The organism is Carboxylicivirga agarovorans (assembly GCF_050589845.1).
Lineage (GTDB): Bacteria > Bacteroidota > Bacteroidia > Bacteroidales > Marinilabiliaceae > Carboxylicivirga > Carboxylicivirga agarovorans.
Genome location: NZ_JBNGPA010000008.1, coordinates 178,425 through 193,525, shown reverse-complemented (window position 1 = coordinate 193,525; position 15,101 = coordinate 178,425). Strand labels below are relative to the sequence as shown.

The window sequence follows — 15,101 nt, the reverse complement described above, 5'->3', positions numbered from 1 at the left end:
AAGCGATGAATAAAATGAAATTAAATATAGCTGTAAAAAGCATTGTAATCGCACTATTTACTTTTTCAAGTATTTCGTGTAGCGATTTCTTAGATACAAAACCATCAACTTCGGTGGGCGATGAAGAAGCTTTCAAAACTTATGTAAATGCCAAAGCATCGCTCATTGGCACCTATGATCAATTGAGTTCCTATGCCTTTGATGGTTTATACGTACCAATTATGGGTGATCTGATGGGCGAAGATGTAATGCTCGATGCCGAAGATAATTGGGGATGGTTTGTGGCTGTTTATCAGCAAAATGTACTGCCTAACTATACGTGGGTGTCAAGCCCATGGGTGCTTGGTTATAAAATCATATATGATGCCAACCAAATTATCGATAAGGCAGTGCATATTGAAAACATTACAGAATCTGAAAGGGCAGAGTTAGAAAGCCAGGCCAGGATTATGCGCGCCTATGTGAATCTTAAGCTGATTCAGATGTATGCGCCGGCAGTAAGTGTCGCACCGGAACACCCAGGAATTTTACATGCCATAAAGCCTTTAGTATATGGTGATGAGGATCAGGGAAGGGTATCAACCAGTGTTATTTATGATCTGATTGTTTCAGATTTGACATCTGCTATCAGTTTAATTGACCAGTATGATCTTGAATATGGACAGGATGCTACTAAATTCTTTGGGAAACGTGCAGCTCATGCAGTTTTGGCAAGAGCATATCTAAATCTTGAAGAATGGAATCTGGCTCTTGATCATGCGGCGCTGGCACGCAAAGACATGGAATTGATGACTATTAATGATATTACCTCAGGTTTTATGTCTCCCAATCGTGAAACAATCTTCTCAATTGCCTACACCAGTGATGACAATAATATCTATCTGAGCTTACCGTCTTTCTATTTTCCTGCATCAGGTTATAGCTCTATTCGCATCGATTCGGCTTTTGTGAATCATTTTCCAACAGGTGACCGCAGAAGAACCATGCTATTAAAGGAGTATCAGTTTACTCCTGATTTTGGGCTTAAGGATGATAAGCACATGACTTTTAAGTTTCGGCACAATGGCAAAATTGGAAATGCCGAGCGTATTGCCATCAGGGCAGGTGAAATGCTATTGATTGAAGCCGAGTGTGAGGCTGAGTTGGGTAATAGCAGCCGTGCACAGGATCTACTGCTTGAAATTCAAAAGAATGCTTATCCAGGTGCTATTCGCAGCAAAAACACAGGAGAGGCTCTGGTTAATGAAATACTACTGGAGCGGCGTAAGGAATTGTATGGCGAAGGATTCAGATGGAATGATATTGTTCGTCGCAATCTACCTGTTAAACGGAGCGACGACCACTGGGTTGAAGCTGATTTTGGCCCTGAAGATCAAGAGTATTATAAAATGACCTTTCCAATTCCTCAGCGTGAAATAGATGTTAATGAGGCCTTAACTGATGCCGATCAAAACCCGGGCTATTAAACAGGATGTTATGAACAGAGGGATAGAAACAATTAAAAGTAGCTTCCTTATCGCTTGTGCTTTACTTATGCTGTTGGCATGTGATAAAGAGGTTGAAGAAGTCAATATTGACGCAGATGCCGGACGAAGCTTTTCTGATATGGCAACAGAGGGTTATAGTGTAAAGCTGGACGCATTGATGCCTGAAAATGGGCAGGTAGGAACATGGTATATGTTCAAAGGCAAAAATGGGCGATTTGAAGAAGTAAACAATCCGAAGACCATGTTTTTCGGAGAGCCTGGAGAGCATTATGTTCTTGGCTGGGAAGTAAAACAGGGTGATAAGTACTCTGTTTCTGAAATCACCGTTTCATTTCGTGAGATGATAGTGGCCATGAAAACAGAATTGCCTGACACATTATTGGGTAATGTGTCAGTTTATCTGGATGCAATGGCGCCTGAATTTGGAGAAACAGGTGAATGGTCGATCATTGAAGGTGAAGGTGGTCAGATACTGAACCCAAATGATGCGAAAGCCGGTTTCGTTGGTAAAGCCGAGACGCAATACAAAGTGCGTTGGACCATGACATTTGGATCTAAAACGGCGTATATCGAGCGTTCCTTTTATACAAGCACTTTAAAAGCCTGGGCCGGAGATGATAATACAGATATTATTACAGGAGGTAGGGAAGAAGTACGTTACTATAATCTGGATGCCCAATTACCGGCCGGAGCAACAGGGTCATGGACAATATTAGATGGCGAAAATGGTACAGTATTAAGTACAAGCGATGCGAAATCGCTCTTTAGCGGAACTGTAGATACCAATTACCGCCTGGTATGGAATGTAAGTGTGAATGAATATACCTCAAGTGACACCTTAGATCTTCGTTTCAGGGGTAAGTGGGGGGTATATACCGATCCGCGTGATGGGCAAAAATACCGATATGTGGAATTAAATGGAAAACAGTGGTTTGCTGATAATCTGAACTACAATGCTTCCTTTTCACAATATGGTCGTTCGTGGTACTATGGCCAGTCTTACCGTGCCATAATCATAGATGGATATGCTATTGAAACCGATGAAGACAGAAAGCGTTACGGACGTTTGTATAATTGGTATGGAGCAATGGATGCGCTTCCTCCTGAATGGCGCTTACCTACCAATGAAGACTATGAAGAATTAGTAGCCTTCTTAGGCGGTTCTTTTGCTTATAGTGATATGATTGAAGGTGGAGAATCCGGTTTAGAGCTTGTCTTTGCCGGGATGGCAGGACAAAGCAATAATAACCCCGACGCGCGTGATGTTTTTCAACAGCAGGATGAGGCTTGTGTTCTCTGGACATCAAACTATTTTGAAAGAGACTTTTCAGCTATAGCTATTGCGCTGGTTAATGGTACCGGGGGTGGGCATCAACAAATCAGAGTCAGTGCTTTCTGGTCAGGATTTAGTGTGAGAGCGATACGTGATATCAACTAATTATTTGAAAATGAAGCATTATATAAATATACTGATAACTGCTTTCTTACTGTTATGTGCTACAATCAGCGCTCAAACAGAAGAAGATGTTGTTTATGGAAAACTTCGTATTAAACTAAAGCAAGAAGTATTACACGAAGTGAGTGGCTTAAAGTCAGCAAGCATGGGTACCAGCGATCAACTGTTGGGGCTTGAGAGTATAGATGACTTGAATAAGCAAATGGGTATTACACGTATTCAACGGGTAATTCCTTTCTCTGTTAAGCATGAGAAAAAACACCGTGAGTATGGCTTTCACCTATGGTTTGAATTGGATTTTGATCAACAAACCAGCCCGAATGCCTTGTTAGAATTCTATTCTTCACTTGATGAGGTTGCAATGGCAGTTCCTTTATATAAAAAAGTTACTTCACAAGGCAAGGCTTTCCCTATAAACATAGACTCTATCATGTCTAAAGGAAAAGTTGTAAGCGGAAAAAATGCTCATGGCTTAAAGTCAACGGCAGCCGTTGAATTTAATGATCCGCTTTTGCATCAGCAGTGGCATTACGAAAACGATGGTACCATTGGAACTGCAAACGTGGATATTGACCTGACAAAAGCTTGGGCTAAAGAAGTTGGGCAAAGCAATGTCATTGTTGCTGTTATTGATGGTGGTGTTGACACAAACCACGAAGATTTGAAAGATAACCTATGGGTAAATGAAGCCGAGCTAAATGGCGAAGAGGGTGTTGATGATGACCAAAATGGTTATGTGGATGATATACATGGCGTAAACTTTGTAATGGGAGGTCCCGTAACAGGTGATGTACACGGAACACATGTTGCAGGAACGGTTGGTGCAGTGTCTAACAATGGTATCGGAGTGGCCGGAGTTGCCGGTGGAGACGGCAGTGGAGATAATGGTGTACGCATCATGAGCTGTCAGGTTTACGATGACCGTGTTGGCGGAAGTGGTGACTTTGAAGCGGCTCTTATCTACAGTGCCGATAACGGTGCTGTAATTAGTCAGAACTCATGGGGGTATACAAGCCCCGGTTATTTTGATCCGCTGGTTTACGATGCAATTAAATATTTTATTGCTGAAGCAGGCCAGTACGAGGGTAGTCCCATGAAGGGGGGTGTTGTGTTTTTTGCAGCCGGTAACTCTGCTTCTGACCATGAACACTATCCGGGTGCTTTTCCTGAAGTTGTTGCTGTTGCTTCAACAGGCCCCACCGGAGACAGAGCTGCATACAGTAATTATGCCGATTGGGTTGATATCTCAGCACCGGGTGGAGATAAGACGTATGGCAATGAAGGAATGGTTCTAAGTACCTTGCCTGGTAACGATTATGGTTTTTTACAAGGTACATCAATGGCTTGTCCGCATGCCTCAGGTGTGGCTGCATTGATGGTTTCTCGCTTTGGTAATTCATCATATACACCCGATGATCTGATCAGGAATATGTATAACTCTGCTACCCCGTTTACATTTGACCACAAGGATAAAATGGGAGTAGGGAACCTTAATGCGTTGAATGTACTTTCTGAGGATCTTCAGTTGCCTCCTGATCCAATTGATGACTTAAGGGCAATAGATGTGTTTCATAATCAGGTACGCATAGGCTGGACGGTGCCAGCTGATGAAGATGACTTTCAACCGGTGGCATACAGGTTGGCTGTCAGTAGTGAACCCATTACGGTTAGAAACTTTGAAGAGCAGAGTCTCATTCAGTTTAACAGTATTTTTGAAGCAGGCTCTGAAGTTGAGGTTACCTTATCAGGCTTTAGTAAACTTACCGATTACTATTTTGCCATTAAGTCTTTAGATCGTTATGAGAATATCTCTGAAATATCAAATATTCTGAAGGTAACAACAAGTGATGCTCCTAAGTTTAGAGAGTCAACACGTTATGTTGAAGTTGATTTGGATGTGACAGCGTCGCGCGTGGTTCGTAAAATGCTTCAATTCTCAAATGTTGGGGAAGGAGTGGTTTATTGGAACAGTCAGACCGTAAACGAGACTGAATACTGGCGTGATCAGGTGGAGGAAATTCAAAAAGAATTATTGGAAGAGCAAGCACAACAAGCAGCCATACTGTCTTTAGCTGACACAGAACAGGCTCCGCAAATGGGACTTAAGAGTACCAGCATTGCATCCGATAATTTTGACCATTGGAAAAATGATCGCACTGTCTTTCGCGATGGCTTTGACTATAATAACGAATGGGGGCGTTTGAGCCTTGTTGGTTCAGGAAACCCTAATGTGGGCCTTATTTTCGCTACCAGGTTCAATGCACCAATGAACATTACTCATATAGAGTGTATGATGGCATTAACGCAAAAGGAGAAACCTGTTGTTATTGAATTAAAGAAAGGAGAAACACTGGAAGATGCTCAGATGGTATACATGCAAAAGTATTACAGCGATACAACAAATGTTATTATGAATCGCCGTATTCCTTTGTATCAACCGCAGATTATGCGTGAAAAAGAAACCTATTGGGTAGTGCTGCATTTTCCTAAGGAAGAGTTTCAGCCTTTAGTAATACAGGAGTCTACTTATATTCCCGATACTTTTTTCGCATCGAATGATTACGGACAAAGCTATATCCCTGCCTGGAAAGTTATTGGGCCCAAGGTTCCTGTTTTGTCAGTGTTATCATCTGGTGAAAATGGTGCAAATACCTTTATTGATCCTGTCAACGGTTCAATAAAAGCAGGTGAAATTATGGATGTTGAACTTATCGTTGATGCTCAGACACTAAAAAATGGTAAGCACTTATCATCGCTTAGTGTTGTTACCAGTGACGTCTTTCGTCCGGGTATTAACATTGATGTGATGATTAATGTAAGCGGACAGACAGCGAAAGCAAAAGTTGAAAATGTATATAAGTTTCAGGGAGGAACCGATATAGATGATAAAAATACTTATGCGATTGAGAATGCAGGTTTAGATACTTTGAAAGTGTATGATTTGAACTTTAGCCTAAGTGAGTTTCAGAAAGATTTTGCTGATACCATAATGGTTTTACCTGGGCAGATTGCAGAGATACCTTTTGTATTTAATACAGAAATGCCGGGAGCATTTAGCGAGACTGCCACGCTTGTGAGCAATGTGGGAGATGTGGATCTGATTACTGAGATGATTGCTTATGAGTCGCCATCTATATCGGCAACATTAAATGCAACCACAGTAAGTGTGCAAGCCGGCCAACAGGCAACAATTGACCTTAGCATTACGAATACCGGTAATGGTAACGAGCTAAATTATGATTTATCGGCTAATTACCTGCCTCATATGGCTGGCGGTAAACTGACGACAAAACTTAACTATAAGATACGTTCATCGTTTGATGCTGTAGATCCTTTAGAATATGCCTGGGACGATATTGAGTCGTATGCAAACAGGTATCCGATGGCTCAAATCTGGACAAAGCCATTAGATTTTCAACAAGCAGTGCCATTCTTCGATAAAATGACGGATATTGCTGTGTCAGGTATTAGTGGTAATATATCATTTTTCGGGGCAATTTCAGGAACAACGATGCTATATGGCTTGAAATTGAATGGTGCCGATAATCGTATAGAAAACTTTTACCATTATAGCTTTGGAGACAGAGAAGTATTTACGGTTGAGGCAAAGGCAGTGTCAAGTTCATACAAAGAATTAGAAGGCCTGAAAACGAAGTATCAGATGGTGATATTTCGTGATGGTACGATTGAATACCGCTATAAAGATGTGGAGCAGCTATTGAATGAAGAGAATGCTGTATATGAAGTGGGTATGATTGGCTCCACTCTTAATGACAGCGTCTACTTTAAGCATTACAACGATACTCATGTAATCACCAATAATTCAGTAGTACGCTTTGAGCCGACCAACCGTAGTTCTGCCATTGGTGTTGAGAGGAGTGTTAAGAGTAAGGTGGCACGAGGCCAGTCAGTCTCCATACCTGTTACCGTTCAGCCTGATGTGTTGCTATTGGGTAATGGTGTTTACAAAGATACCTTAATGATAGAAAGTGATGCGAAAGAAGGAATACAGAAGCTGCCTTTAAGCATTACAGTTACCGGTACGGGCAATTTTTCAGCGGCCGACACCCTGGATTTTGAAGATGTTCATATTGGTCAAACGGCTACAAAATACCTGTCTGTTTATAATGATGCTTATGGTTCCGGTGACATTAGCAGCATAGTATTTACTCATGCTGATTTCACAAGTAATATATCCTATCCCTTAAGCATTGCAGGCTTATCTGAAAAACGTATTCCGGTACACTACCGACCTGTTGCTGCAGGAGAGCTTGAAAGCATGGCAACCATTAATTTTTCTAATGGTCAAAGTAAAGTCGTCAGATTATTGGCCCGTGCAGATATTGATCCGGATTTCGATTTGACTATTACGCTTCCTGTAAGTGCCACTGTCAAGGCTGGAGAAACGGTGCGAGTACCTTTTAAGCTGACTAACACCAATGACCAGGTAAACCTGGAGTATTTCTTCAAAAACTCAGCCATTGGACATGTATACGGTGCCAATGTGCATCCGGGTGCAGGACGCAATGAAGATGCTATTGTTGATGACTATGGCTACAAATGGGAAGATAGTGATGACCGTTTAAACTTCTTCAAATGGAAAGACATTAAGGAAACAGGTACATTGATTGAACCATCACATGCGCGTGCTACCATTGTGGCATTGCCATTCCAGTTCCCATATTATGGTGAACTATATGATACGGTATATGTATCGAAGAATGGTTACCTGGCTGTTAATCAGCCCATGGATGATTTAACAACCATTATCTTTAAAAAGGATGATGGAATCAGTGGAACGATAGCTCCTTTTATGACTCAATTAACTCCAGACCGGGTCAATGGGGGAGTGTATGTCTGTAAAGAAGAGGACAGGGTATATTTCCAGTGGGAGCAACATTCAGGAGATGCCGGTTCTGGAGGCAAAGTCACCTTCCAGGCAGAAATTGTTGATGATGGTAGCATCTATTTCCACTACAAAGACATAGAACAATGGTCGGGCATTATGGTGTATGGTATCGAAAGTCCTGATGAGGAAGAAATGGTGGTGATAGATAAAAGCTACATTATGAATTGGGCAACGATTGCCGATAGCACTTCAGTGGCACTCACAGCACCAACTCAAAATGTTTTGTCTCCTAATGAGGAAATTGATCTGGAGCTTGAATTATCTGCAGAGGCATTTTATATGCCTGGTAACTATGTTGATACAATTGTGATGGCTACCAATAGCCAGGCACAGGAGTGGGTTGAAATACCAGTAGAGTTAAATGTGACATCGGGTTCTAAAACCTTGTTGGTGAATGATACAATAGATTACGGCGAAGTTATTCTTGAACCTGCTTGCAGCAAAGAGACATTGATAAGTCTTAAGAATGAGGGGCATGGGATTCTTGAGGTGACTAACTTAGTAAGTTCAAACATTGGTAAGATTGACTTGTATGACGCTGAAGGCAATAAGTTTGAGGTGAACTTTGGCGGTCGATTGGTGCCGTCAATCAAAATAAACCCATGGGAAACATTTGTTGTAAGGGCTGTTGCATTTTTTGAAGAATTAGGTGCTGTTGATGACGAGTGGATATGGAAAGGCACTATGGATGATACGCGCACGGTCGTATCGGCCAATATTGTTGAAACACCTCTTTTTGCATGGAGTGCTGAAGATCAGACGCTTAAAGCCCTTGAGTCTGAGGAGGAAGCGTATCAGTTTGTAATTGAGAACAAGGGAGTTACAAGTCTTCGCTATGAATTAAGTCCGGCTGTGAAGCCAGCACTCGCATTAGGTGAATACCCTGGCATTATCGATGAGAAAGGTGTTACAAGTCTGGAAGCTCCTGTTATTGTAGATGAGATGAAAGTTGATCATTACGATGATGAGGCGGATGGTTACTTTCAGTCGATGACTGGTCACAGTCGATTTTATGAGTGCACTGAATATACAGCTCCGGAGGAAGGCTTTTACCTGACTCATGTTAAGAGTAATACCATCATTAAAGAAGTTAACTCTCGTGTATTGATCCGTATATGGGTTGGCGGTGACCAGCCTGGTGTGGGTATAAACCAGGAGTTCGAAGAAGATGTTATCGGAGACAGGGGGGAGTTAGCTCTTGAGCAGTATTTTACCGTAACAGAGGTGATAAACAAAGAATGGGTTTACTATAAGCTTAAAGAACCTATAAGTATTCCACCTAATGAAACATTCTTCATTACTATTTTACCACCATCTTCGCAACCGGGATACGATACAGCAGGGCCCGATGATGATGAAATGTTTGATAAGTCGTGGGTAGGCATTAACAGGTGGTATGTTTATGAAGATGGAAAGCCTATTACAGAACAAAGTGATTCGGTCATATACTGGCAGAAGTACCCGATAATGAAACAGATGTGGAAAATTCGTCCTGTTACCGCCGGAGGTGAAGGTCAGTGGTTAACACTTGATCAGATGACTGGAGAGATTGGGGCAAACGGTGCAGATACTATTACTGCAGTCATCAAGCCTCAGTTTGCAAGCAAAGGTGAGCATATTGGTACTGTAACTGTCAATTCGAATGATATTAATTATCCAAAAGATTTATTCAATATCAACCTGCAGGTGAATGGTCAGCCAGTGTTTACATACCGACCCAACGAGTATGCAGATACTCTTAATATATTGGAGCTGGACGTAAAGGAGTATAATTACTACTTTACCGATCATGAAGGTGAAGACCTGTTGTTTGAGCTAACAAACACCTATGGTGACTCCATTGATATCAGCTATGAGCAGGTAAGTAATGAGCTGGCTAAAATACGCCTGGAAACAGGGTATGAAAGCAGTGGACTATATGAGTTGGATATTACCTTAACTGATGCTTCAGGCAACAGGACAAAAGATGTTTTGCGCATTCAGGTAAATGATGTGAATCGTGCACCGGTATTAAAACCGGGTTTTGAAGAATTCTTCCTGTATATGGGTAACCCCGAAGGAATTACCATAGATGTGAAGGATTTATTTACCGACCCCGATGGTGACGAGCTAAGGATTCTGTCAGGCAACTATACTCCGGCAGTTTATGATTTAGCCTTGGGTTACCGGTACATTACCATGCATCCACTTCAGACAGGTGTAGGTTTTATTGTATTTGGGGCTGATGATGGAAAGCCCAATGGCTTCTCAATTTATGGATCATATGTTTATGTGCTCGATGGCGAGTCAGGAGATGAGCAGAATATGTTTGATTATGAACCGGAATCAGGAGAATTGGCTGTCTCACCAAATCCTGTAGAATCGGGAAGCACATCGGTAAGCTTTTCACTGGAGGAGAAAGCGCATATCTCTTGCGAACTATACTCAATGAGCGGTATAAAGGTAAAGACCCTGTTCAATGAAACATTGGATAAAGGAAATGTCGTGAAGTTTGTTAATGTGAACGGATTAGCTCCGGGTGTATATACTATCGTCATTCATATTGATGGTAAAACAAAAATGACAGAAAGGTTAGTTATAGTAGGATAATTTTAAGCTAGCCTGCTAGGGTGGGGGGAGTATTCATGCCGGAAACCTCCCCCTAGCCCTATTGTTTATAATCAAATCGCTAAAATTGCATAAGTATGATACTAATCGATTACCTGGGGGCTATCTATTTGACGACTTTTATGGCTATTTTAGCTGTATTTATTCGAATTAGTATTAGAGTTAAGAAGAAAGAAAGGGTATATATGGAACATGCTATACTGGAGGGGAAAGCAACCGTTATGTTTTCGAAAGATAAGGTGAGAGGAATGTTGTTTTTAACGGATAGCAATCTAACTTTTAAAAGCCTGGATAATAATGTTGAATTAGACTTTGATTTAGGTGACTTATCTGAAAAAAGGGTTAATACAATGTGGAAACTGCTTCAGCAATTTCTTATAATTAGTAATGAAAAGAACGATTTTCGAATAAAAGTAAAGTACCCTGAAGATTGGAAAGCAATCATATTATACAAAAGTGCCCTTGCTACAGATACCAAAGGCGCATAATGAACTGAATTATTTAGGTGAATATTAGTTGACGAATTGATTTGTATTAATTCGCTTGTTAAAATGTTTAATAATCAATCTGCTATGGCTATGATAACCTGCCAACTTAACGACCTGCATTCCCCCTGAATTAGTCAACTTCTTAAGTGATAAACCAGCTCGTATCGTAATGCTCAACATTTACAGGCAAGAGCTACCTTTCTATGGATTGTCTGACTATGCCAGCATAAATAATTAAGCTAGGCACTTAAATTTATAGCTTATCCGGAGCTATCATCCATAAAAAATCCGATACCCCGTTTTGCATGTTGACGATGGTTTCCAATTCGTTTGAATCGAAGTAAATACTGTCACCCTGGTTTAATACATGCAACTTGCCGTTTAAACTTATTTCAATAACTCCGCTTAAAATATAACAGAATTCCTGTGCGTGTCTTGTACTGTCAGTTAAGTCTTTGCAGTGTCCCTGGCTTTCAAGTCTCACAAGGTAGGTTTCAATGCTTTGTACCAGACTATAGTCAGATATCTGGTAAAGAATGGCGCCATATTCCGTTTGTTTAATAAGCTTCTTTTTATTGTGACGAACAACCGGATTTCTATTAATGGTATCTTTTTCACCTACTAATGCGCCTATTGTGGTATTGAGGGAATTAGCAATGGATTTTAAGGTATTTAATGATGGTGATGCTTTTTTGTGTTCAATTTGTGAAAGTAAACTGGCACTAACTCCCGCAGCATTACTTAACTCTCCCAAAGATAAGCCCAGAGCTTCTCTTCTTTCTTTGATTCTTTCACCAAGTCTTTCCATTTGTCATGTATGATTGAAATTTCAAATATACTGAAATATTAAATGTTATTGAATTTGGACATTAATAATTAAATAATATTAAAATATTCAATCTGATTAAACAAGTTTAAAAAACTAAATGTTGTCTAAGGATCAGTAGGAGAGGGGAGTGTGATATTAGTGATATTAAATATATAATTCGATTATTAAGTAACATTAAATATTGTGCCCCAGGATCAGAGAAAATAGTATTACTTTCGTGCGCAGAGAAAACATGGAAAAAGTGCTGATTTATTGTTGCTTAATGTTTGTCATGGTTGCTTATGCAAGCTGTGAGTATCCAGGTTCGTCATCATCACCTGGCAAGAAGGTTGAGATTTAATGTCGAACTCAGGTAAATAATAAGTTAATGAGTGTGATAAAGAGATAGATATTATGGAGAAATTAGTTACTTCTAATTTGAAACTGGGGATTATTGCAGGTGGGCAGCTTGGTAAAATGTTAATACAGGAAGCCGGTAAGTGGAATATCATTACATATGTATTGGATAATGATGAAAATTGTCCGGCCAGGAGCATTGCTTCACATTACATCAAAGGCGACAACCTAAGCTTTGAATCAGTTTATGAGTTTGGGAAAATGGTTGATGTATTAACCTTTGAAATAGAGAATGTAAATATAGAAGCACTTAAAAGGCTTAAGGCAGAAGGTGTAAGGATTTTGCCTGACCCCGATATACTGGAACTCATACAAGATAAAGGTCTGCAGAAGCAATTTTATGAAAGTCATGGCATTCCGACATCACCGTTTAAACTTTACGATTCAGAATCTTCAATTAAAGAAGATATAGAAAAAGGTCAGCTTAACTATCCATTGGTTCAAAAATTGCGAAAGGGTGGATATGATGGTCGTGGCGTAGCAGTTCTGAATAATTCAGATGATTTTCCGAAATTACTGCCCGGTGCATCGCTTATTGAAGAAAAAGTTGAAATAGCAAAAGAGATCTCGGTTATTGTTGCCCGAAACAAAAGTGGCGAGGTAAAATGCTACCCTGTCGTTGAAATGCTGTTTGATCCTGCTGCCAATCTTGTTGATAAATTAATTTGTCCTTCATCAATTTCAGTTGAACAATCAGAAAAAGCAATTACTTTTGCAGGCAGGATTATTGAATTGCTGGATATGGAAGGACTGTTGGCTGTTGAGTTTTTTATAGACACTAAGGGAGAAGTGATTGTGAATGAAATGGCACCACGTACCCACAATAGCGGACACCATACCATTGAAAGCATTATTACATCGCAATTTGAGCAGCATCTGCGCTCCATATTGAACTTACCACTTGGTAGTACAAATCCTAAGCTTCCATCGGTAATGATAAATATTTTAGGGGCAGAAGGGTTTGAAGGGCCGGTCATTTATGAAGGGCTAACAGAAAGCATGGCAATTGAAGGTGTAAAAATTCATTTATATGGAAAAAAGATAACCAAGCCTTACAGGAAAATGGGCCACGTAACCGTTTTATCTTCAACATTGGAAAGTGCATTAAATAAAGCAGAAAAAGTAAAACAATTAATTAAGGTAAAGTCATGAAAAAAGTAGTGAGTATTGTAATGGGGTCAGACTCAGATTTACCCATTATGAAACAAGCGGCCGAAATGCTTGAAAAATTCAATATTGCTTATGAAATTGATATTGTTTCTGCGCATCGTACTCCTGAAAAGTTATATGAGTTTTCATCAAATGCACACAAGCGTGGTGTTGCGGTAATAATTGCCGGGGCAGGTGGCGCAGCACATTTACCAGGAATGGTTGCTGCAATATCTCCACTACCTGTTATTGGAGTGCCAATTAAATCAAGCAACTCCATAGATGGTTGGGATTCTGTTTTATCGATTTTACAAATGCCGGGGGGAGTACCGGTTGCTACTGTAGCATTAGATGGAGCAAAAAATGCAGGTATTCTTGCGGCACAAATTGTTTCGGCAACAGATGAAACGGTACTGAATAAAATTATTGAATACAAACAAGAGCTTAAAGAGATCGTAATAGAGAAATCGGGTAAGTTAAAAGCTTAATAAGCAGCTCAGCATTAGGGCGGGACCATTAATTCAAGACAGAACAGACATGTTAGATACTAATTTAGATATTGCAGCACGATATATAAAAGATGGAAAGTTAGTCGCAATTCCGACGGAAACTGTATACGGTTTAGGCGCAAATGCACTGGATCCATTAGCTGTTGCCAAAATATTTGAACTAAAAGAGCGACCATCATTTGATCCGCTCATCGTGCATATTGCAGATTTAGATCAATTAAATAAGCTTACTTCAGGTCCCGACGAAAGGATTTTGAAGTTAGCGGAGAAATTTTGGCCAGGCCCCTTAACCATTGTGATGCCTAAAAGCGATATTGTTTCTGATATTGTAACATCAGGCTTACCAACAGTCGGCATAAGAATGCCTGACAATAAAGTGGCTCTTGAGTTAATTAAAAGATCAGGTTGTCCCATTGCAGCGCCGAGCGCCAATAAGTTTGGAAGAATCAGTCCTACAACAGCTGAACATGTAAGAAAGCAATTGCCTGATGTTGATTATATTTTGGATGGAGGTAAAACTACCGTAGGTATAGAATCAACCATTATCAAGCTTACAGATAAAGGCTTTCAGATACTTAGAAACGGGATCATTACTCAGGAGGAATTAGAGCAAGTTGTTCCCTTTGATGGAAACTCTGAAATTGATAAGTTATCTGCTCCCGGTATGCTTAAATCCCATTACAGCCCTAAGAAAAGGTTCTTAATCGCTGATAATGTAAGTTCAGATCTGGACAGATCAAAAGCCGGGCTTATTTCATTTACCGGCAATTTGGAGGGTAGCTTTAAAAAGGTGATCAATGTTTCTAAAGCAAATGACCTGAGGGAATACGCTGTGAATATGTTTGAAGCCATGCATACTTTCGAAGATGATAAGGAAATTGATGTAATTATTGCAGAACCGGTAGAAGAACAAGGCATTGGAAAAGCAATAATGGACCGACTAAGAAAGGCTGAATATAACTGGCAACAGGAATAGACTGAATTGTCAACTCATCGGATGATTATGGACCATCTTTGTTAGTTATCCGCTGGGTAATAATTCATTAAAAAAGAGACCATCTCCCAGGAGACAGTCTCTTTGCATAGTTTGTTGATAAGCCTTAGGTATTACTCAATAACTTTTACATTTACACTGGAAAAGCTTTGAATAGTTGATTCGGTATGTAGTTTCTTTATAGGCTGCATGTTGAAAAGCAAAGAATACTAAGCTATAATCATTCACAATCGCATTTTTTCTTCTCTAATATAAAGAGGCTGTTATCTTTGTAATA

At 40.1% G+C, this 15,101-nt stretch carries 8 protein-coding genes; 7 read left to right on the top strand and 1 reads right to left on the bottom strand.

Annotated elements, in window-relative coordinates; genetic code table 11:
• Positions 1–14: 14 nt before the first annotated feature.
• The 4 genes from ACRD69_RS10975 (at position 15) to ACRD69_RS10960 (ending at position 10,947) form a co-directional block, all read left to right on the top strand.
• On the top strand, positions 15–1,466 hold the full coding sequence (locus ACRD69_RS10975; protein WP_430815130.1) for a RagB/SusD family nutrient uptake outer membrane protein: 1,452 nt from the start codon (positions 15–17) through the stop codon (positions 1,464–1,466).
• 10 nt (positions 1,467–1,476) lie between these two features.
• A complete protein-coding gene (locus tag ACRD69_RS10970; RefSeq protein WP_430815129.1) occupies positions 1,477–2,925 on the top strand; it encodes an FISUMP domain-containing protein in 1,449 nt (482 codons plus the stop codon).
• Between the two features lie 10 nt (positions 2,926–2,935).
• Positions 2,936–10,441 carry a S8 family serine peptidase gene (locus tag ACRD69_RS10965; protein WP_430815128.1) on the top strand — a complete coding sequence of 2,502 codons (7,506 nt, stop codon included), beginning with the start codon at positions 2,936–2,938 and terminating at the stop codon, positions 10,439–10,441.
• A gap of 95 nt (positions 10,442–10,536) precedes the next feature.
• Positions 10,537–10,947, top strand: coding sequence for a hypothetical protein (locus tag ACRD69_RS10960; RefSeq protein WP_430815127.1), 411 nt, complete (start codon positions 10,537–10,539; stop codon positions 10,945–10,947).
• 253 nt (positions 10,948–11,200) lie between these two features.
• On the opposite strand, the gene ACRD69_RS10955 is transcribed toward ACRD69_RS10960, so the two are convergent.
• Positions 11,201–11,755, bottom strand: a complete 555-nt coding sequence (locus ACRD69_RS10955) for a helix-turn-helix domain-containing protein (RefSeq protein WP_430815126.1) — start codon at positions 11,753–11,755, stop codon at positions 11,201–11,203.
• 414 nt (positions 11,756–12,169) lie between these two features.
• Between ACRD69_RS10955 and ACRD69_RS10950 the strand changes: the two genes are divergently transcribed.
• Genes ACRD69_RS10950 through ACRD69_RS10940 form a run of 3 tightly spaced genes read left to right on the top strand, consistent with a single transcriptional unit; the run spans position 12,170 to position 14,806 of the window.
• Entirely contained in the window at positions 12,170–13,324 is a 1,155-nt protein-coding gene (locus ACRD69_RS10950) for a 5-(carboxyamino)imidazole ribonucleotide synthase (RefSeq protein WP_430815125.1), read from the top strand.
• Complete coding sequence (gene purE, locus ACRD69_RS10945) at positions 13,321–13,809, top strand: 5-(carboxyamino)imidazole ribonucleotide mutase (RefSeq protein WP_430815124.1); 489 nt, start codon at positions 13,321–13,323, stop codon at positions 13,807–13,809. Before ACRD69_RS10950 ends, purE begins: the two co-directional genes overlap by 4 nt.
• A 49-nt stretch (positions 13,810–13,858) precedes the next feature.
• A complete protein-coding gene (locus ACRD69_RS10940) occupies positions 13,859–14,806 on the top strand; it encodes an L-threonylcarbamoyladenylate synthase (RefSeq protein ID WP_430815123.1) in 948 nt (315 codons plus the stop codon).
• Positions 14,807–15,101 lie beyond the last annotated feature (295 nt).

What these genes read in the sequence shown, in the direction of transcription:
- ACRD69_RS10970 (WP_430815129.1), top strand. Translation starts at nt 1,477, where the DNA reads ATGAACAGAGGGATAGAAACAATTAAAAGTAGCTTCCTTATCGCTTGT.
- ACRD69_RS10960 (WP_430815127.1), top strand. Translation starts at nt 10,537, where the DNA reads ATGATACTAATCGATTACCTGGGGGCTATCTATTTGACGACTTTTATG.
- ACRD69_RS10955 (WP_430815126.1), bottom strand. Translation starts at nt 11,755, where the DNA reads ATGGAAAGACTTGGTGAAAGAATCAAAGAAAGAAGAGAAGCTCTGGGC.
- purE (WP_430815124.1), top strand. Translation starts at nt 13,321, where the DNA reads ATGAAAAAAGTAGTGAGTATTGTAATGGGGTCAGACTCAGATTTACCC.
- ACRD69_RS10950 (WP_430815125.1), top strand. Translation starts at nt 12,170, where the DNA reads ATGGAGAAATTAGTTACTTCTAATTTGAAACTGGGGATTATTGCAGGT.
- ACRD69_RS10940 (WP_430815123.1), top strand. Translation starts at nt 13,859, where the DNA reads ATGTTAGATACTAATTTAGATATTGCAGCACGATATATAAAAGATGGA.
- ACRD69_RS10975 (WP_430815130.1), top strand. Translation starts at nt 15, where the DNA reads ATGAAATTAAATATAGCTGTAAAAAGCATTGTAATCGCACTATTTACT.
- ACRD69_RS10965 (WP_430815128.1), top strand. Translation starts at nt 2,936, where the DNA reads ATGAAGCATTATATAAATATACTGATAACTGCTTTCTTACTGTTATGT.